This is a genomic window from Nocardia sp. NPDC050413, from assembly GCF_040655475.1.
Lineage (GTDB): Bacteria > Actinomycetota > Actinomycetes > Mycobacteriales > Mycobacteriaceae > Nocardia > Nocardia coubleae.
In genome coordinates this window covers 1-17749 of the sequence record NZ_JBFAJZ010000013.1, presented here as the reverse complement: position 1 = coordinate 17749, position 17749 = coordinate 1, and the positions used below count along the sequence as shown (strand labels likewise).

Genomic DNA, 17749 nt, shown 5'->3' with positions numbered 1-17749 from the left:
AGCCCCGCCGCGGGCGCTGCGGGGTCAGACGAGGAGGTCGATGGTGTCGGCCAGTTGATCGAGTGGTCGACGATCGCGGTGCGCTCTGGCCAGCACCAGTCCGCCCTCGATCAGGGCGAGTGCCGCCGTGGCGAGGCGTTCGGGCTCGGGGTGGCCGAACGCGGTCAGTCGCTCCCGGATGGCGTCCTCCCAGAGGCGGTAGGTGGCCGAACATGTCTGTTGCACAGCATCATTGGTCGATGCGGTATCCAGTGCCACTGCCGCCACCGGGCAACCGATGGTCCAGTCGGAGGCTTCGAGTTGATCGCCGAGCAGCCGGAGCATGGTGTGGGCGAATTCCCGCGAGTCGGCGGCCTCGATGGTGCGGATCAGCTGCGCCATCTCGGTGCCGCTGTCGGTGAGTGCCGCCGAGATCAGTTCGTCCTTACCGCCGGGGAAGTGGAAATAGAGCGATCCGCGTGGCGCCCCACTGTCCTCGACGATCTGCTTGAGTCCGGTGCCGAAGTAGCCGCGCGATTCGATCAGCGACCTGGTGGTCCTGATCAGTTTGCACCGGGTTTCGGCTCCCTTTGTACCCACGAGACAAAACTAGACCGGTCAACATATTTTTGCAAGGTCAGCCTGCGGTGAGCAGCTCGGTGGCTTCAGCGCAGAGGCGCGCGATGGTTTCGGCGACCGGTTCCACATGCGTGACCAGCCCGACGCCCTGACCCGCGTCGACCGGTGCGATGCGTGGATCGTCGGCGGCGATGGCCGCACGCAGGTCATCGACACCGGGCGGGTTCTCGTCGCCATCGGCCCTGGTCCACGGATCGGTGAATTCGTTGCGCAGCACCCGCGCCGGATAGATCGGCGGCCACGGCAGGTCGAGTGCCTCGTCGAATTCGGTGGTCACCACGGTGCTGGTGGAATCGGCGGCGAGCATGGCCCGCCGTGCGTTCTCACCCAGCAGCGACTCCTCGGCGGCGGCCAGACAGGTGCCGAGCCACGCGCCCGACGCCCCGGCGGCCAGAACCGCGGCCAGTGTCCGTCCGGAACCGATGCCGCCCGCGGCGAGCACCGGGACGCTCGCGATGTCGAGCACCGCGTCGAGCAGCGGCATGAGCGCCAGCCGGTCGGCGCCGTGCCCGCCGCCTTCGCTGCCGCGCGCGACGATCACGTCGATGCCGGCCTCCTGTGCTCGATGTGCGCCGGGTACGTCGTAGACCTGCGTGATCGCGAGAATGCCCGCCGCTCGGACCTCGGGCACCCACGAGAAATCGGTACCGAAACTGATCGACAACGCCCGTGGCCGGGCGGCGAGAGCGGTGTCGAGCAGGTCGGCTTCGCGTGTGCGTACCCAGTCGACCAGCCCGATCCCCACCGGGGCGCCGCCTGCCTCGCTCAGTTCGCGGCGCAGTGCCTGCGCCGAACCGGCACTGCCCATCCCGATCATGCCGAGCCCACCCGTCTCGGTCACCGCGGCCGCGAGCCGTCCACCCGCCGCGCCGCCCATCGGCGCGTTCACGATCGGGACCCGCAGACCGAGCGCGCGCGACCAGGCGGTGGACAGGACCGGATCGGGGGTCATCGGCGCGGCTCCTCTCGTCCCGGACGGGCGCCGGGCGCGGCAGTTCCCATCATGACAGCCCGAACGAACGCGACCTGTCGGCCAGTGCGCGTATGTTCGACGGCACTGCCGCATCGACACCAACGGGGGTCCGGATGACGATCAGAGATCGACTGGAACAGGCCATCACCGAACCGCCGACAGTCTTCGGCGAACCTACCGACACAGCTGATGGCGCCACCGTCATCACCGTCGCTCGCGGCGGCGGATTCGGCAGGCCCGCACGGCCCGTCGGCATCTTCGTCATTCACGAAGGCCGGGCGCACTGGTCACCGGCGGTCGACGCCAATCGCATTGCCCAACTGGGGGAGTGGATCGGTCTGCTCACCGGCGTGATCCTGGCGCTCGCCCTGTTGCGCCGTCCGCCGTGGCCGGATCTGCGCCGCCACTGATCCCGGTCGCCACCAGCTTCTCGAACTGCTGCCATGCCCGCTCGGCGGGCAGCGGATCGGCCGGGTCGATGATCTCCGCGGTGACGCCGAGCAGCCCCCAGGACACGAAGGCGACGGTGGTCGCGGGCCAATCACCGAACAGTTCGGCGATCAGCTCCGCCAATCCGCGCCGGTAGGCGTGGATCACGGTGGTCGCCGCCTTGGGCCCCACCAGCGGCCGGTACACCTCTGGATACCGGCCCGCGAGCTGGAACAGCACCCGAAGCCGGCCGAGTGGGGAGGCCCCGGCGGCGGTGTTCGCGATCTCGCGGCGCAGGAATTCGGTGCAGCTCACCAGCAGCAGGTCGTCCTTGTCCCGGTAGTGGGCGTAGAAGGTGGACCGCCCCACGTCGGCGCGTTCGATGATGTCGCTCACCGTCACCCGCTCGTAGCCACGCTCGATCATCAGCTCGATCAGCGCGCGGTGCAGGGCGTCGCGGGTGCGCCGGACGCGGCGATCGGTGTGCTCGGACATCGTGCCTCCCGGACGGATTTCCCGGATCTGTGCGGAAACGGACAGATCGCCACATCTTGCGCCTGGTCGCGGCCACGACCTCGCCCGACCATAGGTTCATGACAGGAAATCAGCTTCTCACTCCCATGTTCGTCGACGACGGCGACACCGGTCTGCTCATCGCGGGCCTGCGCCGCTACAACTTGTTCACCAGCGTGTTCTTCCTCGGCAGGCATCGCGCGCTACTCACCGAACTCGTCACGGCCGCAGGGGTGCGCCCCGGCGACCATGTGCTCGATATCGGTTGTGGTCCGGGAAAACTCGTCCGCGCTCTCGGTGTCGCGACGGGCTCGACCGGTGCCGCTGTCGGTGTCGACCCGTCGGCGGCCGCCATCGACGACAACCGGCGGCGCGACCGCACTCCTCATCACCGCTACGAGCAGGGGCCCGCGCAGCGATTGCCTTTCGGTGATGCCGAATTCGATGTGGTGACAAGTACTTTCGTCATGCATCACATCCCGGAGCAGCACCGTCCGGAGGCGCTGGCGCAGATGTGGCGTGTGCTGCGTCCCGGCGGCAGGTTGCTGCTCGCCGATGCCTCGCCGTCGCCGCGAATGCGCAGATTGCTCGCACCGATGTTCGGCGGCTTCGACGCTGTCGATATCCGCCGCTACCGTGACCAGCTGGCGGCCATCGGATTCACCGAGCTCGGCTACACCCAGAGCCGTTATCAGACCGGCATTCTCACCTGTGTGAAACCCGCATCCGGAGCCGCTCAGCGCTGATCGGCCCGACTTGTCGGTGGCCTCGGCTAGGGTCGGGGCAACAGGTTCGCAATCGAGCACGGGGGTGTGGCATGGAGTTCGATCAGCGCGAAGCGCAGGCACGGGAATTCGCCGTCGCGGCGCACGGTGACCAGCGTTATGGGGAGCGGCCGTACGTCGCCCATCTCGCGGCCGTGCGCGGTGTGCTCGACGACTTCGGCTTCGGCGGCGATCTCGCGGTGGCGGCCTGGCTGCACGACGTCATCGAGGACACCCCGGTCACCGCCGAAGAGGTCGAATCCCGTTTCGGGCGTGCGGTTCTCGATCTGGTCTGGGCGGTCACCGGTGTGGGTTCGGACCGCAAGGCCCGGAACCTGGACGCCTACACCAAGATTGCCGCCCACCCCCGCGCCGTGATCCTCAAACTCGCCGACCGCACGGCCAATGCCGAGGCGAGCCCGCCCGCCTCCAGCTGGATGGGCATGTACCGCACCGAACACCCCACCTTCAAAGCGCATCTCGGCGGACTGCTCGTCGACGACCCGACGGTCGCCCGCATGTGGGAACGTCTCGACCGCCGATTAGGCCCCGAGGTGGCCGCGCCGTCCGCGCGATGGGCCGAGATCGACCGGCTCGTCGCGGCGGGCGAACACACACGGGCGGTGGCCGCCGTGCGCGCAGCCTTCGACTGCGACCCCGGCGAAGCCGAACGCATCCTGGCCGAACGCGCCTGACCTCAGAACGACTGCCACACAGGCTTGTTCGCGAGGGCGTACTTGTAATAGTCGGCCAGCTTCAGCTTGCTCGCGGCGGCTTCATCGATCACCACGGTGACATGCGGATGCCACTGCATCACCGAGGCCGGGCAGAACGACGACAGCGGTCCCTCGGCGGCCGCCGCGATGGCGTCGGCCTTCCCCGCGCCGAGGGCGATCATCACCAGGTGCCGGGCTTCGCGGATGGTGCCGAGCCCTTGGGTGAGCACATGGTGCGGGACGTCGTCGGGACCGTCGAAGAACCGGGCATTGTCCCGGCGGGTCTGTTCGGTGAGCGTTTTCACCCTGGTCCGTGAGGTCAGCGACGAACCGGGTTCGTTGAAGCCGATGTGCCCGTCGGTGCCGATTCCGAGCAGCTGCACGTCCACCCCGCCGGCGGCGGCGATCGCGGCGTCGTAACGCCTGCCTTCGCCCGCGATGTCGCCCGCCTCCCCGTTCGGGCTCAACACACGCGCAGGATCGAGGTTCACATGATCGACGAATTCCGACCGGATCACCGAGAAGTACGACTGCGGATGGCTTTTCGGCAGCCCAACGTACTCGTCGAGCAGAAACCCACTGGCCGTGGTGAAATCCAGTTCACCCTCGCGGTAGCGGCGCGCCAGTTCCCGGTAACTGCCGAGCGGCGACGACCCGGTCGCCAGGCCGAGGATCGCGTTGCCCTGGCGCACATAGCCGCCGACGATATCGGCGACCGTGGTGGCCACTTCGTGTTCGTCCGCGCGGATCACGATTTCCATCAGCTTCCTTCCGTTCCGGCGACGAACACCCGTCGCACCTGCCATTGCCGATCGACCACGAGCACATCGGCCCGCGCACCCGCCCGCAACGTGCCGCGCTCGGCCTCGAGCCCGAGCACCCGCGCAGGCGTGCGCGTGGCAGCCCTGACCGCATCGACGAGGGGGATACCCGCATGCTCCACCGACCACCGCACCACCTCGAGCAGTGTCGCCGTGCCGCCCGCGATAGCGCCCGGCGAACCGTCTTCGGTGGCGAGGCGGGCGATCCCGTGTCGCACCTGCACATCCAGGGCGCCGAGCCGGTAATCACCGTCGCTCATCCCGGCGGCCGCCATCGCGTCCGATACCAGGGCGATCTGGTCGGCGCCGACGGTGTCGAACACCATCGCGACGGTCTCGGGCGCCAGATGCACACCGTCGGCGATCAACTCGACAACCATCTCGCCGCGGCCGGCGGCGGCCAAGCAGGCGGCAGCGGGTCCGGGCCTGCGGTGATGCAGTTCGGGCATCCCGTTGAACAGGTGGGTGGCGGTGATCGGTTCGCCACCGAACCGCACTGGCCCACGGGCGTCGGTTCGAGTCGCTCCGGAGCTCTCGACAGGCTGCGGAGCCGTATCGGGGCTTCGCCGTGCGGATGCCTGCTCGGTTGTTCCACGCGGGTGGAGCCACTCGGCGATCCGAGCCGACGTCGTCGCCGCGTCGGCATCGGTATGTCCCAGGCTCGGCAGTACACCGTATTCGCGCATCGCGGCCAGCAATTCGCCGAAGTGCGCGGTTTCGGGCGCCAACGTCATCGACCGGACGGTCCCGCGCGACGCCCGGTAGATCCGCTCGAACAGCACCGGATCACCGGCGACGATGGCCGCCGGATCCTGCGCACCACACCGCACCGCATTGATGAACGGCCCCTCGAGATGAACCCCGAGCAGCTCCCCGTCGTCCACCAGATCCGCCAGCACCGCCGCCTGCTCGACCAACACCTCCGGCGCCGCCGACACCAAGCTGCCGAGCAACCCAGTCGTGCCGTGCGCGCGATGATGCGCCGCCGCAACCCGCGCCCCCGCCCCGTCAGCATTGGGAAACCCGAACCCGGCCCCACCGTGACAATGCAGGTCGATCAACCCGGGCAGCACAAGGTCATCCGTGGCCTCCGGAAGATCTTGCTGCCGTGGATATCTCGCCGCCTCTCCAAACCACGTAATCGTCGCCCCATCGAATTCGACCACACCATCGGCAATCTCACCCTCACCCGCCCCGACGACGCACCCCCGCAAGGCAGTCATGCCGACCCACCTTGCCCTCTCACGACACCGTCGGATACCGGCCTGCCCGCAACCGCGGCACCCCGCGGGCTGATGATCGACCAGCGCGTCGGCAGCGGTCCAACCGTTGGCGGAGTCACTGCCCGGCATGCGCCGGCCACTATCCCCGCCGCTGGCCCGACCACTGAAATTTCTGCTGCCGGAAGCTCGGCTGCCACGACCGCGGCCAACGGTTCGACTGGTTGCACCGTTACTGCCGGGAACGTGCCCGCCACTACCGTGAGCGGGTGTCCCGCTACCGCTGGTTGCGCGATCGCGGACAGCCTTGCTGCTGGAAGCTCGGCTGCCACGACCGCAACCGGCGCCCCGGCCGATGGCATCGTTACTGCCGGGGACATGGCCGCAACGACCGAAAATGGCGTCCCGGCTGGTGACGCAGTTGCTACTGGTTCGGCTGCCACGACCGCCGCTGGCCGCCTGGCCGGTGGCACCGTTGCTGCCTGGGGTCCGCCCGCCCCGACCGGAGGCGGCGGCCCTGCCGGTGACTTGGTTGCAACTGGAGGCCCGATCAGCGACATCCCCGCTGCCAAGGGGACGGCCGCCACCACGCTGTCGGCGGCCGAACGTCGCACCCCGCGCGCAGCCGCAGCGACCACCGAGCCGCTCGACCCCGCCGTCACCACCTCATGCCCGTCCAACGATCGCCGCGACCACCTCACGTGCCGTCTGTGGCCCACGCGCGGCGCACGCCGCGTCGGCCGCTTCCTGACAACGCTGAATGTCGATCCCTGCCAGGGCAGCTCGGACAGCGGGCAAGGCGGGTACCGACATCGACAGGCTCGTCACTCCGAGCCCGACCAGCGCCGGGGCGAGCAGGGGATCCGACGCCGCCTCACCGCATACACCGACAGACTTGCCCGATGCCGTTCCCGCAGCGCCGACCATCGCGATCAAGTCGAGCACCGCCGGCTGCCAAGGATCGAGGAGCTGCGCGAGGCTGCCCGCCATCCGGTCCGCCGCACAGGTGTACTGGCTGAGGTCGTTGGTACCGATGCTCACGAAGTCCAGGTGCGCCAGCAGATCGGCCGCCCGCAATGCCGCCGCCGGGATCTCGATCATCGCTCCGACCTTGCGCACCCCGGATTCTCTTGCCAGCGCCGCGAATCCGGCCGCCTCGTCGGCCGTGGCGACCATCGGCGCCATCACCCACAGATCGGCACCGGTCGCCTCGCCTGCGCGAGCCAAGGCGGTGAGCTGGGTGGCCAGTGTTTCCGGGAACACCGACCCGATCCGCAATCCGCGCACACCGAGCGCCGGATTCTCCTCGGTCCCGAGATCGAGAAACGGCAGCGGCTTGTCCGAGCCCGCGTCGAGCGTGCGCACCACCACGCGGCGGCCCGCGAACTGTTCGAGAACCGCTGTGTAAGAGGCGGTCTGCTCGTCCAGCGAAGGCTCCGACGCCTTGCCGAGGTACATGAACTCGGTACGGAACAGGCCGACACCCTCACTGTCGACCGGCGCCGCCTTCACCGCGTCGTCGACGGTGCCGATATTGACCAGCAGGTGCACCGGGGTGCCGTCGGCCGTGCGCCCCGGGCCACTGGCCGCCGCCAGCCGCGCCTTGTCGGCGGCTGCCTGCTCGACCGCCGCCTGTTGGCGCTCGGGGCCCGGGTCGATCACCACTTCACCGGTCGACCCGTCGAGCAACACCGGTGCGCCATCGACGAGCTTGTCGGTCTGCGGGCAGTTCACCACAGCGGGCAGACCGAGCGATTTCGCCAGGATGGCGGTATGACTGGTCGGCCCGCCTTCACTGGTGAGCAGGCCGACCACATCACTGCCGCCCAGCATCGCCGTGTCGGCCGGCGCCAGATCGCGCGCGACGAGCACGAACGGAAAGCCAGGTTCGGGGATGCCCGGCATCGGTTCACCGAGCAGCACCGCGATGGTTCGCCCGCCGATATCGCGCAGGTCGGTCGCACGTTCGGCCATGTACCCGCCCAGCGCCTCGAGCTTGGCGCAGAACCCCTCGAACGCCAGGTGCACGGCGTGTGCCGTCGGCATTCCCGCCTTCAATTCTCTCTCGGCGGCGGCGACGATGCCCGGGTCGCGGGCCATCGTCGCCGACATCGAAAGGATCTCCGCCGCAACACCGTCCACGCGCGACGCCCTGGCGGCCATTTCGTCGGCCACCCCCGCGAGCGCCGCTTTCACCCGGGCCAGTTCCTCGTCGGGTGGCCCGCCGACCGGGTCCTGCGCGGAGGTCTCGAGTTGCGAACCGAATCGCAACCACGGCGCACACACCACCCCGGGACTGACTCCGAGCCCACGGATCACCTGTTCCGGCATCGGGCGTCACTCACCTTCCGGCTTCTTGTCCAGCTTCGTCTCGGTTCCATCGTTTCGAGTATCGCCGCTGTCCGCCGCTACGGGTTCGGCTTGCGCCTCGGCCACGCCGGAGACCTCGTCATCGGTTTCCGCCTCGCGGCCCGGCGTGCGCAGGTTCCACTTCTTGATCACGAAGCTGAACAGCAGGTAGTACACCAGCGCGTACCCGAGCCCGATCGGGATCAGCAGCCACGCATCGGTCGCCTTGCCGAAGTTCAGCAGATAGTCGATCGCACCCGCCGAGAAGGTGAACCCGTCGTGGATACCGAGCGCGTTGACCAGCGCCATCGACGTACCGGTCAGAATCGCGTGCACCACGTACAGCGGCCACGCCACGAACATGAACGAGAACTCGAGCGGCTCGGTGATGCCGGTGACGAACGCGGTGAGCCCGGTGGAGAGCATGATGCCGCCGACCAGCTTCTTCTGCGACGGCCGCGCATTGCGCCAGATGGCGAAGGCAGCGGCGGGCAACGCGAACATCATGATCGGGAAGAAGCCGGTCATGAAGGTGCCAGCGCTCGGGTCGCCTGCGAAGAATCGGTTCAGGTCGCCGCGCACCAGCTGACCGGAAGCATCGGTGTAATCGCCGACGAGGAACCAGACCGTGGAGTTCAGAATGTGGTGCAGACCGGTAGGAATCAGCAACCGGTTGGCCGCGCCGTAGACACCGCCACCGACCACCGAGTTGTCCGCGACCGCCTCACCGACCCAGGTGAGCGCCGAGTTGAACGCCGGATACAGGAAGGCCATCGCGACACCGACCACCAGACCGGTGACGGCGGTGAGAATGGGAACCAGTCGCCTGCCGTTGAAGAACCCGAGGAAGTCGGGCAGCTTCGTGCGATAGAACCGCTGCCACAGGATCGCCGAAAGCAGACCCATCACGATGCCGCCGAGCACGCCGTAGTTGATCAGCGCCTGGGCGCCCTTGGGGTCGGTCTTGCCTTCCAGCACGATCGGCGACATCGCCTTGAACACCCCGTCGATCACCATGTAACCGACCACCGCGGCCAGCGCGGTCGACCCGTCGGCCTTCTTGGCCCACCCGATGGCGATGCCGACGGCGAAGATCAGGGGCAACCAGGTGAACACCGCCTGACCCGCCGCCGAGATCACCGACGCCGCACTTTCCAGTGCGGAGAAGCGGCCGAGTAGATCGTCCTGGCCGAGACGCAACAGGATGCCCGCCGCGGGAAGCACGGCGATGGGCAGCATCAGGCTGCGCCCGAGGCGCTGCAATCCCGCGAATGTTTTGGATTCTTGCTTGGGGCTGTCGGTAACGGCAGTCATGTCGACCTTCTTCGTCCAGCGGTTGTGAACCAGTGGCTCTGACGGGTACTGTCCGGTCATAACCAGTTGTCAGTTTGACCAGGTGGCCGACGGATGTCAACCGTGAAATATGACGTGGCGCACAACCGAGGCTCCCATACTGGAACCGGCTACCACCGCGGAAAGGGAGAACACATGTCCAAAGCGGAAGCGATCGTCCAGGGCCTGGGCGGCGCGGAGAACATCGTCGAGATCGAGGCGTGCATCACCCGTTTGCGCACCGAGGTGCGCGACGGCACCAAGGTCGACGAGGCCGCGCTCAAGGCGGCAGGCGCCCACGGCGTCCTCAAGTCGGGCACCGTCGTACAGGTCGTCGTCGGCCCCGAAGCCGACACGCTGGCCGAGGACATCGGGGACATCCTGTGAACGTCACCGCCCCCCTCGCCGGCCGCGTCATCCCGCTGTCGCAAGTTCCCGACCAGGTCTTCGCCGATCAACTGGTCGGCTCCGGCGTGGCCGTCGACCCCGACCGCACCCGAGGCCCGCTCACTGTCACCGCCCCCATCAGCGGCAAACTCCTCAAACTCCACCCCCACGCCTTCGTGGTCTTCGGCGGTGGCGTCGGCGTCCTGGTCCACCTCGGCATCGACACGGTGAAACTCAAAGGTGAAGGCTTCACCCTCCACGCCACCGAAGGCGACACCGTCGAGACCGGCACCCCCATCGTCACCTTCGACCCCACCGAGATCGCCGCCACCGGCAACCCGATCATCTGCCCGATCGTCGTAATGGACTCCCCGAAGAACTCCATCAGTCCCGACACGATCGACACAGTCGTGGAACCCGGTGCACGCCTGTTCGATACACCCTGACGGCACTTCGAAGACAGCCGATAATCAGCTGTTCTGGCAGCCGATCCCGTTCCCGTCGGCATCGAGCCCATAGTCGTCGGGGCCGATTACTCGAACCGGGCCCGTGTATTCGGGCCCGTCCCCGCTGCCGCCCGCACAGTCGACATCGGGGGCGATCGGAACGCACGGATCGTAGGAGGGATGGCATTCGCGCGGCGGCGGTGGCGGTGGACAGAACTGACTCGATCCGCTGTTACACAGCAGATCGGTGACGGGATCAGCGCTGGCTTGCGCCGGAAGGACGACAGCGAGAGCTATCGCGGCACAAACGGCTGGTCCGAGAAATGAGCTCGGCCTCATGACGACTCCGATCCTGGGAACTCTGCCCAGCCTCTCGCAAACAGGCGGCAACCGACAGCGGTGAGATCGAATCGTTGGGCGCATGGTGAACCGTGACGTTTCCTTGTCCGTTCTCCTGTCAGCGGGCCGTTCGGGCCTACATCGAACCGGGAGGACCCAAGTGAGCGCAGTGGAGCAGACCAGTGAGCAGTTCGCGCAGCGATTGTTCGAGGCGGCGCTCGGCACGGTCGACATCCTGGCCATCCATCTGGGCGACCGGCTCGGCTGGTACTCGGCGCTGGCCGCCGGCCCCGCCGACGCGGCCGAGCTCACCACCCGCGCCGGCGGCGACCGCCGATACGCGCAGGAATGGCTCGAACAGCAAGCGGCCACAGGCATCCTCACGGTGACGCCGGACGGCCGCTTCGCACTCCCGGCCGGCGCGGCCGAGGTGCTCACCGACACGAACAGCCTGGACTACCTCGCCCCGCTCGCCCGGATGCTGGCTGGTGCGGCGGTCCAGCTCCCCGCCCTGGTGCGCGCCTATCGCGAGGGCGGCGGTGTCGGTTGGTCCGAATACGGCGCCGACGTGCGCGAATCCCAAGCCGACATGAACCGTCCTTGGTTCGAACACCGGCTGGCCGCCGACCTCGCCACCGTCCCCGACATCGATGCCCTGCTGTCGGCTCCCGGCGCCCGAGTCGCCGATATCGGCTCCGGCGGCGGCTGGTCCTCGATCGCCCTCGCCCGCGCCTACCCCGACCTGCGGGTCGACGGCTACGACATCGACCCGCCGTCGATCGCCATGGCCACCGCCAACGCCGCCGACCTCGCTGACCGCGTCCACTTCCACCACGCCGACGTCACGACCGACCTTCCGGAATCGACCTACGACGTCGTCTTCGCCTTCGAATGCGTGCACGACATGCCGTACCCGATCGAGGTGCTGTCGGCGGTACGACGTGCGCTGCGTCCCGGCGGGGTGGTGATCGTGATGGACGAGGCCGTCGACCCGGACTTCGCTTCTCCCGCAAGCGATGTCGACCGCCTCATGTACGGCTTCAGCCTGCTCGTCTGCCTGCCGGACGGCATGGCACACCCCGGTTCGGCGGGCACCGGAACCGTGATGCGCGCCGAGCAACTGGAGCAGTACGCGCACAAGGCGGGCTTCACCACCCTCGACATCCTGCCGATCGAGAACTTCGGCTTCTGGCGGTTCTACCGGTTGACGGTCTGAGCGACCAGCTGATCGGACTCAGCCGGCCAATGCCGGGCGAGCACGTCGAAATACCGCTGGCTGCTCCACAATCGGTAATTGCCGATCACGTACACCCGCCGCCGCGCCCGCGACACCGCCGCGTTCAGCACGTTCGGACTGGCCGCGGCCCAGCGCCGCGAACCGCCCGCAGCGGGTGAGGTGCCGAGTACCAGCACGACCACCTCGGCCGAGTTTCCACGCATGCCGTGGATCGTGCCCACCTGGGCGGCGGCGAACTCGTCTCCGAGTACCTCGCGGGCGACGCGACGCGCACCGTCGGCGACATCGCGGAAGGGGCTGACCACCCGGATGTCGTCGGCCGCGACCCCGTCCTCGCGCAACTCCGTCAGCAAGGCACCGAGCGCCTCACCTTCACCGGGGATCCAGTTCCCTTCGGCGCGTGCGGATCTCACATCGATCCACCGATCGTGCCCCGGGAAGTCGGGCCGCTCGGGCGTGCCGAAGACGAGCAGGTCGTCGTCGTAGGCGATCCGGTGGGTCAGCTCGAAGATCGGCAGATCGCTGCGCCGATGCACCCGCAACGGCGTTCCCACCCACACCGGCCGGTCGTAATCGGCGGGTGTCAGCCAGGTCCCGAACCGCACGCCACGATCTGCCGCCTGCCGCGCCGAGGCCAGATCCGGCATCCACTCAGCATCGAGCCCGTACTGGCGAACCAGCGCCTCCTGCGCCGAAGTCGGCAGCGTCACAACAGGTCCCAGCTGGCGATGATCACCGACGATCACCGCCCGGCGCGCACGCCACAGACCCCCCGCCACCGCCTGCGGCGCGGCTTGGCCCGCGTCGTCGACGAACAACCAACCGAGCGCTTCACGCCCCAGCCCGGCGAACAACTTGGGCAGCGCGGCGAACGTCGTTGTGAGCATCGGCACCGCCAGGAACAGTGTCTGCCAGGCGGCCGCGATGGTTTCCGGCTTCGGCGCCACCGCGAGTTCGTCGCGGATCAGCGCGATCGCCACGATCAAGTTGTCGCGCACCCGGGGCGCGGCGTTCAGCAGTAGCGCCCGATGCAGCCGCAGCGCCGAGAGGAAGAGCTCACGCCGAGCCGTCGAGTACTGCTCGTCGGCCCACGGATTGCACAGCTGGAACTGCTCGTCGTCAGCGGCGACGTCACCGAAAGGAATTGTCTCCGACCAGTTCTCACGCGCCGCTTCGATGATGTCGAGTGCTCGTGCCCGCCGCTCGGTCAACGCGACGTGGTCGCGGATGAGGGTGCGCCCGTGCTCGGCTGCCTGCGCCCACTGCTCACGTGCGTGGTCGACCTCGCCCTGCCTGCGCCGCATCTCCGCCTCGGCGTCGTGCCGTTCGCGTAACAGCTCGTTGGAGCGCGCACTCCACCGCCGCCCCGCCCGGAACCCGGTCGACAACGACTCCGCGAACCCTGGTTTGCGACCGCCGTGCTCGGTGAGCAACGTGCTGACCCGATGATGCGTGGCCTGCGCCGCACGCAGCTGTTCGGTCGCCTGCTGATGCTGCGCGCGCCAGTGCGCGTGTGCCGCATCGGCATTGGCGATCTCCGCCGACAGCGACAGCAGGTCGTCGTTCATCGCAGGTAGCTCGGCGACCGCGTCGGCCACGTCCTGACGTTGCTGTGCGAGTGTTCGAACGTGCTCGCGCTTGCTCTCGAAGTCGCGCACGGCGGTCTGCCAGTCGGGCACCGAATCCGGGTCCGCCTCGGCCTGTTTGAGCAGATCGAGCATTCCCGCCGAACCGGCGTGCGCCTTGCGTTCGGTGGCGAAGCGGTCGCCGAACCAGAACTGCTCGCCGAAGGTTCTTCTCGCCCCGCCGAGCGCCGCGGCGATCAACCCCCACGCGGGTTCGCCGCTGACGAATTCGGCCAGCTCGCCGAAGTGGTTGATCCGCACGTCGGAGTCGATCGCGTCGCGGTGCTGGATCTCGGCCACCACATCGGCGGCACTCCGGTCGCTACCGGTGGCGAGCACCACCTCGAACCCGGTCATCTCGGGGGCGAGCCGATGCGCGCCGACGGTGTAGTTCTTGGCGACCTGCACCTGCTCGGTGACACCGGTGAACACATCCATCGGGTCGTCGAAAGTCGCCAGCCGCTCCGCTCTTTCGACCACGATTGCCGCGAGCAGGTCTCGCAGCATCGTCGTCGTTCCGGTGCCCGGCGCGCCGTGCACGGCGAAAACCCCCGCGCTGTCGCGGAGTTCGCTCATCGCCTGATCTACCGCGAACTGCTGGCCAGCGACGAGCGGGTCACCCGGCCACCGCCCGTCCGGCACTCGCTGGGGCAGTAGCCCTTCGACCATCACGTCCTGCCGTTGACGAACGTCGATCCGCTGATCGATGGGCAAGGTTTCACTCGCCGCGAGGTAGTCCCGCAGCGCTGCGCCGACGTCCCCACGCTCGACCGCCGCGGCGAGCGCACGCAGCTCCACGCCCAGACCGCTGTTGAGCCGATCCTCGGCCGCCGTGCTGTCGGCATCCCTGGCCGCGACCTGCACGCACGCCACCCGCACCCCGCCGGCCCGTAATTCGGACCGGATCGAGAGCGCCCCACACAGATCCCCCGCGAACGTCTGCAACGCCCGCCCGGTCACCAGCGGCGTACCGAATTCCTCGTTCGCCATGACGCCGCGCACGAACGCGGTGGCCGACATCCCCGCCAGCCCCGGCGAAACGACACCGTCCGCACCCGCCGCGATCAGCGACGCGCCGACGCCACGACCGACCACATCCAAGGCACGCCAACGCGGGCCGGGATCGTCGGCTTCCGGGTCGACACTCGGAACCTCGGTGGTCAGCAGGTCGAACGCGGCAGTGAATGCCGAGGAATCGTGCTCGAACCCGTCGGCCCACCCCGGGTCGGCGGGGCCGGGGGAGCGCAACCGGTTGATCGCCCAAGCCAGCCCCGACAGCGTCGCCGATCCCTCGACGACCATGCCGTCATCGCTCAATGTCACCGCGAAAGTGGCTGTGGTTCCGGACTGTCGCGCGTCCGCCTCGAGCTCGTCCCGCCCGAAGGCGCGCATCAGCGATTCACGCGCACGCCCCACTTCGAACAACCCGCCGAACACCACGAACTGCCATACACGGCCCGGTTGCAGCGCGGGGAGCGCGGTGAGGTCTTCCCACGGTGCCGGTTCGTCCGCGCCGAGTTCCACCACCAGCGCACCGGTTTCGCGGCAGACGCCGACCTCCGGTACCAGTTGCGGACCGAACAGTTCGACGGTCCGCCAGAAACGCACGAGCCGCGCGGCATGCTCGGACCCGTTCACGATGCACCCCATTCCGTCGGCCAGCATGCTGACAACTCGCACCACGGTACGTGATGGCGCGTGCACGGGCACGGTAGGCCGATGGTCCCGTCGCCGTCGACGAGACCATCGGCGCTGGTCCTACAGGCGAGGCAGGCACCCGGCGGCCCGAAGCCGCGCCGCCAGCGACGAATTCACCATCGCGCTCGACCCGCCTCCGCCGGTGAGTGCCACCAGCACGTCACCACCGAGTCCGGCGCCGATCGAGCAGCCGAGGACGTTGACGTCGATGTAGATGTTCTCCTTGGACTCCGGTTCCGCGACAGCCGAACCGGCCCCCACCGCCGTGGCGGCCACAACGGCCAGCATGATCCCAACAGCTTTGACGATGCGCACTAGCTCTCCTCGAATTGCGGTGATCGGAATCGGTCCATCCGGTCGCGGACCGACGAGAGGGTTGACCGAACCCCTTCCACAGAAACCTCGAGTCCGGTCCATATTTGCGTTGACGGCCGAACCCCCGGAACCGCACGCTGACCCGATGGACGAGTTGAACCGCGCCGCAGACCTGTTCGCCGTCGGCGAGCTGGACGAGTCACATCTGACGATGATCGGCGCCGAGGCTTTGGCGCGAGGGGTCGATTCCCCGGCGCTGATCGAACTCGCCTGCCTGCACCGAACCGATTGCCGCGACGCCCCGGAACTGTTCCGCACTGCGCTCGCCGAACTCGAGATCGTTCACCTCGGGGGTTGGCGCGAACGGGAGGTAGCTGTCCGGCTCAGGCGCGCGAATCGCAACGCCGTCGCCTTACTGGCCGACGAAGGAGACGCCGACGAGTGCCTTCGCCTGATCTTCACCGATCTGTTCGAGCTGACGATGCGTCCCGAGCCCGAACCACCGGAGTTGGAGGAACTGGCCTGGGACTTCTACACCATGCAGATCAGCCTGGAGGACGGCCTGGATGCCGCGATCATCTGGGACGAGATCCGCACAGGATGCCGAAACCTGCTGGCGGGCCCTCCCTATGCACCTGTGTACCCGCGGGCCGGCCGGGTGAATGAAACCCCGCCCGAGTCGCACATCCCTGCGGAAACACCCGACCGTCCGACGCTGCTGGATCGACTTCGCGCCGGGCTCGCAGCAATCCTGCGCCGATAACCCTTTGGCAGATCAGCGCAGGATCATCTCGACAACCGCCTTGGGCGCCGCCAACCACTCCCGGATGTTGTTGCGAACCTCGGTGGCCCGCCGGCAATCGCAATAGGCCACCACCCCGTCGGCGTCGATATCCGCCGCCCGGCACAGCGCGACCGCCCGCGGCAGATGCTGGTACTGGCTGACGATGACGGCGCGCTTCACCCCGAACATCGACCGCGCCCGTTCACAGGTCTCCCGCGTGGAAAGCCCTTCCCCATCCGCTCGCACGATGCCCGGATCCACTCCGTGCTCGAGGAGATAACGCCGCATCGACGCGATCTCGTCGCCGGAAGTCCCGCCGGCATCCCCGGACAGCAGGATCTCGCGCGCCTTCCCCGCCGCGACCAATTCGATCGCCACATCAAGGCGCCCCCGCAGGTATGCCATCGGCGTACCGTCCGGCGCGACCCGCGCACCGGGAACAATGACAACCGGAACAGTGGGCGCACCGGCCACATCACTGCGATGCCCCGACGACAACATCCACATGGCCGCATTGGCACATACCGTCACCAACACCACGCCACTCGCCAACACCACGCCGGCCTTCATAACGCGACGTAACCGCCGCCGCCTTCCACTACGTTCCTCGCTCAACGCGCGACCCTCCCATTGTTGTGGTTCGAAACCCGGCCTGACTAGGGAATTTGACATCGGAATTCCAGCCACGTAACTTTATTCCAGTCAGAGCGACACGGACACCGACCCGGTGCCGAAGAGCTGGTCCGACAGGGCCAGCTACGGTACAGGGAAACGAGGTAGGACGATGAGCGCCTGACCGATCATGTGTTCAGAGGTTCTCCGGATTTGCGTCCGGTCGAAGGTCTGAGCTACAGTACGAACCCTTGCCTCACTGAAGCCTTTCACCGGGTGGATGTTTGTGCGTGTGTTCTTTGAGAACTCAATAGTGTGTCGATGAATGTCAGTGCCAATATTTTATTGGTTCCAGCCTTCGCGTACCCCCCGGTCGTGGAGGTTGGACATTTTGAACAACAGCGAATCTTTTTTTGCTGGTGTTCGCTTTGCTAGATTTTTCGGACTCTAGTTAGATATTTCTGATTCACCCCTTTGGGGTGTTTCGTGAGTCTTCAACGGAGAGTTTGATTCTGGCTCAGGACGAACGCTAGCGGCGTGCTTAACACATGCAAGTCGAGCGGTAAGGCCC

18 protein-coding genes and 1 rRNA gene are annotated in these 17749 nt (G+C 67.7%); 8 read left to right on the top strand and 11 right to left on the bottom strand.

The genetic code is table 11. From position 1 onward, the window contains the following. Nucleotides 1-24: 24 nt before the first annotated feature. A complete protein-coding gene (locus AB0I19_RS24875) occupies nucleotides 25-579 on the bottom strand; it encodes a TetR/AcrR family transcriptional regulator (RefSeq protein WP_357151600.1) in 555 nt (184 codons plus the stop codon). Between the two features lie 37 nt (nucleotides 580-616). Further along, nucleotides 617-1570, bottom strand: coding sequence for a nitronate monooxygenase (locus AB0I19_RS24870; RefSeq protein ID WP_357151598.1), 954 nt, complete (start codon nucleotides 1568-1570; stop codon nucleotides 617-619). A gap of 134 nt (nucleotides 1571-1704) precedes the next feature. Between AB0I19_RS24870 and AB0I19_RS24865 the strand changes: the two genes are divergently transcribed. Further along, entirely contained in the window at nucleotides 1705-2001 is a 297-nt protein-coding gene (locus AB0I19_RS24865; RefSeq protein ID WP_067487369.1) for a hypothetical protein, read from the top strand. Here the strand turns inward: AB0I19_RS24865 and AB0I19_RS24860 are convergent. Continuing rightward, nucleotides 1934-2515, bottom strand: coding sequence for a TetR/AcrR family transcriptional regulator (locus AB0I19_RS24860; protein WP_067487372.1), 582 nt, complete (start codon nucleotides 2513-2515; stop codon nucleotides 1934-1936). The genes AB0I19_RS24865 and AB0I19_RS24860 overlap by 68 nt on opposite strands. Before the next feature lie 98 nt (nucleotides 2516-2613). On the opposite strand from AB0I19_RS24860, the gene AB0I19_RS24855 reads away from it, so the two are divergent. Both AB0I19_RS24855 and AB0I19_RS24850 read left to right on the top strand, forming a co-directional pair. Beyond that, a complete protein-coding gene (locus tag AB0I19_RS24855) occupies nucleotides 2614-3279 on the top strand; it encodes a methyltransferase domain-containing protein (protein WP_357151596.1) in 666 nt (221 codons plus the stop codon). Between the two features lie 71 nt (nucleotides 3280-3350). Beyond that, the gene (locus AB0I19_RS24850) at nucleotides 3351-3992 is read left to right on the top strand and encodes an HD domain-containing protein (RefSeq protein ID WP_357151594.1); all 642 of its coding nucleotides are present in this window, start codon (nucleotides 3351-3353) and stop codon (nucleotides 3990-3992) included. 2 nt (nucleotides 3993-3994) lie between these two features. On the opposite strand, the gene nagB is transcribed toward AB0I19_RS24850, so the two are convergent. The 4 genes from nagB to AB0I19_RS24830 all read right to left on the bottom strand — a co-directional run bounded on the left by nagB (nucleotide 3995) and on the right by AB0I19_RS24830 (nucleotide 9717). Beyond that, nucleotides 3995-4774, bottom strand: a complete 780-nt coding sequence (gene nagB, locus AB0I19_RS24845) for a glucosamine-6-phosphate deaminase (protein WP_357151592.1) — start codon at nucleotides 4772-4774, stop codon at nucleotides 3995-3997. Then, the gene (locus tag AB0I19_RS24840) at nucleotides 4774-6057 is read right to left on the bottom strand and encodes an amidohydrolase family protein (protein WP_357151590.1); all 1284 of its coding nucleotides are present in this window, start codon (nucleotides 6055-6057) and stop codon (nucleotides 4774-4776) included. The genes nagB and AB0I19_RS24840 overlap by 1 nt, the downstream gene beginning before the upstream one ends. Before the next feature lie 663 nt (nucleotides 6058-6720). Further along, on the bottom strand, nucleotides 6721-8385 hold the full coding sequence (gene ptsP, locus AB0I19_RS24835) for a phosphoenolpyruvate--protein phosphotransferase (protein ID WP_357151588.1): 1665 nt from the start codon (nucleotides 8383-8385) through the stop codon (nucleotides 6721-6723). Between the two features lie 6 nt (nucleotides 8386-8391). Further along, entirely contained in the window at nucleotides 8392-9717 is a 1326-nt protein-coding gene (locus tag AB0I19_RS24830) for a PTS transporter subunit EIIC (RefSeq protein ID WP_067642367.1), read from the bottom strand. A gap of 174 nt (nucleotides 9718-9891) precedes the next feature. Between AB0I19_RS24830 and AB0I19_RS24825 the strand changes: the two genes are divergently transcribed. Both AB0I19_RS24825 and AB0I19_RS24820 read left to right on the top strand, forming a co-directional pair. Then, nucleotides 9892-10122, top strand: a complete 231-nt coding sequence (locus tag AB0I19_RS24825) for a PTS glucose/sucrose transporter subunit IIB (protein WP_357151586.1) — start codon at nucleotides 9892-9894, stop codon at nucleotides 10120-10122. After that, nucleotides 10119-10568 (top strand): PTS glucose transporter subunit IIA, encoded by a 450-nt coding sequence (locus AB0I19_RS24820; RefSeq protein ID WP_357151584.1) that lies wholly within the window; start codon nucleotides 10119-10121, stop codon nucleotides 10566-10568. The genes AB0I19_RS24825 and AB0I19_RS24820 overlap by 4 nt, the downstream gene beginning before the upstream one ends. Nucleotides 10569-10592: 24 nt before the next feature. On the opposite strand, the gene AB0I19_RS24815 is transcribed toward AB0I19_RS24820, so the two are convergent. Beyond that, nucleotides 10593-10907, bottom strand: coding sequence for a hypothetical protein (locus tag AB0I19_RS24815; protein WP_357151582.1), 315 nt, complete (start codon nucleotides 10905-10907; stop codon nucleotides 10593-10595). A gap of 160 nt (nucleotides 10908-11067) precedes the next feature. Between AB0I19_RS24815 and AB0I19_RS24810 the strand changes: the two genes are divergently transcribed. Further along, nucleotides 11068-12123, top strand: a complete 1056-nt coding sequence (locus tag AB0I19_RS24810) for a class I SAM-dependent methyltransferase (RefSeq protein ID WP_357151580.1) — start codon at nucleotides 11068-11070, stop codon at nucleotides 12121-12123. Here AB0I19_RS24810 and AB0I19_RS24805 read toward each other — a convergent pair. Together AB0I19_RS24805 and AB0I19_RS24800 are read right to left on the bottom strand one after the other, a co-directional pair. Next, nucleotides 12105-15449 (bottom strand): AAA domain-containing protein, encoded by a 3345-nt coding sequence (locus tag AB0I19_RS24805; protein WP_357151578.1) that lies wholly within the window; start codon nucleotides 15447-15449, stop codon nucleotides 12105-12107. The two genes, AB0I19_RS24810 and AB0I19_RS24805, sit on opposite strands and share 19 nt — an antisense overlap. A gap of 78 nt (nucleotides 15450-15527) precedes the next feature. Then, a complete protein-coding gene (locus tag AB0I19_RS24800; protein WP_067487404.1) occupies nucleotides 15528-15782 on the bottom strand; it encodes a hypothetical protein in 255 nt (84 codons plus the stop codon). A 61-nt stretch (nucleotides 15783-15843) separates the two neighbouring features. On the opposite strand from AB0I19_RS24800, the gene AB0I19_RS24795 reads away from it, so the two are divergent. Further along, nucleotides 15844-16545, top strand: coding sequence for a hypothetical protein (locus AB0I19_RS24795; RefSeq protein WP_357151576.1), 702 nt, complete (start codon nucleotides 15844-15846; stop codon nucleotides 16543-16545). A 12-nt stretch (nucleotides 16546-16557) separates the two neighbouring features. Here the strand turns inward: AB0I19_RS24795 and AB0I19_RS24790 are convergent, their stop codons facing one another. Next, nucleotides 16558-17136, bottom strand: coding sequence for an ElyC/SanA/YdcF family protein (locus tag AB0I19_RS24790; protein WP_357151574.1), 579 nt, complete (start codon nucleotides 17134-17136; stop codon nucleotides 16558-16560). Between the two features lie 536 nt (nucleotides 17137-17672). Between AB0I19_RS24790 and AB0I19_RS24785 the strand changes: the two genes are divergently transcribed. Further along, nucleotides 17673-17749 (top strand): 16S ribosomal RNA (locus tag AB0I19_RS24785); the annotation flags it as partial.

Coding starts and splice junctions, on each gene's coding strand:
- AB0I19_RS24870 (WP_357151598.1), bottom strand. CDS start 1,570: ATGACCCCCGATCCGGTCCTGTCCACCGCCTGGTCGCGCGCGCTCGGT.
- AB0I19_RS24865 (WP_067487369.1), top strand. CDS start 1,705: ATGACGATCAGAGATCGACTGGAACAGGCCATCACCGAACCGCCGACA.
- AB0I19_RS24860 (WP_067487372.1), bottom strand. CDS start 2,515: ATGTCCGAGCACACCGATCGCCGCGTCCGGCGCACCCGCGACGCCCTG.
- AB0I19_RS24855 (WP_357151596.1), top strand. CDS start 2,614: ATGACAGGAAATCAGCTTCTCACTCCCATGTTCGTCGACGACGGCGAC.
- AB0I19_RS24850 (WP_357151594.1), top strand. CDS start 3,351: ATGGAGTTCGATCAGCGCGAAGCGCAGGCACGGGAATTCGCCGTCGCG.
- nagB (WP_357151592.1), bottom strand. CDS start 4,774: ATGGAAATCGTGATCCGCGCGGACGAACACGAAGTGGCCACCACGGTC.
- AB0I19_RS24840 (WP_357151590.1), bottom strand. CDS start 6,057: ATGACTGCCTTGCGGGGGTGCGTCGTCGGGGCGGGTGAGGGTGAGATT.
- ptsP (WP_357151588.1), bottom strand. CDS start 8,385: ATGCCGGAACAGGTGATCCGTGGGCTCGGAGTCAGTCCCGGGGTGGTG.
- AB0I19_RS24830 (WP_067642367.1), bottom strand. CDS start 9,717: ATGACTGCCGTTACCGACAGCCCCAAGCAAGAATCCAAAACATTCGCG.
- AB0I19_RS24825 (WP_357151586.1), top strand. CDS start 9,892: ATGTCCAAAGCGGAAGCGATCGTCCAGGGCCTGGGCGGCGCGGAGAAC.
- AB0I19_RS24815 (WP_357151582.1), bottom strand. CDS start 10,907: ATGAGGCCGAGCTCATTTCTCGGACCAGCCGTTTGTGCCGCGATAGCT.
- AB0I19_RS24790 (WP_357151574.1), bottom strand. CDS start 17,136: ATGAAGGCCGGCGTGGTGTTGGCGAGTGGCGTGGTGTTGGTGACGGTA.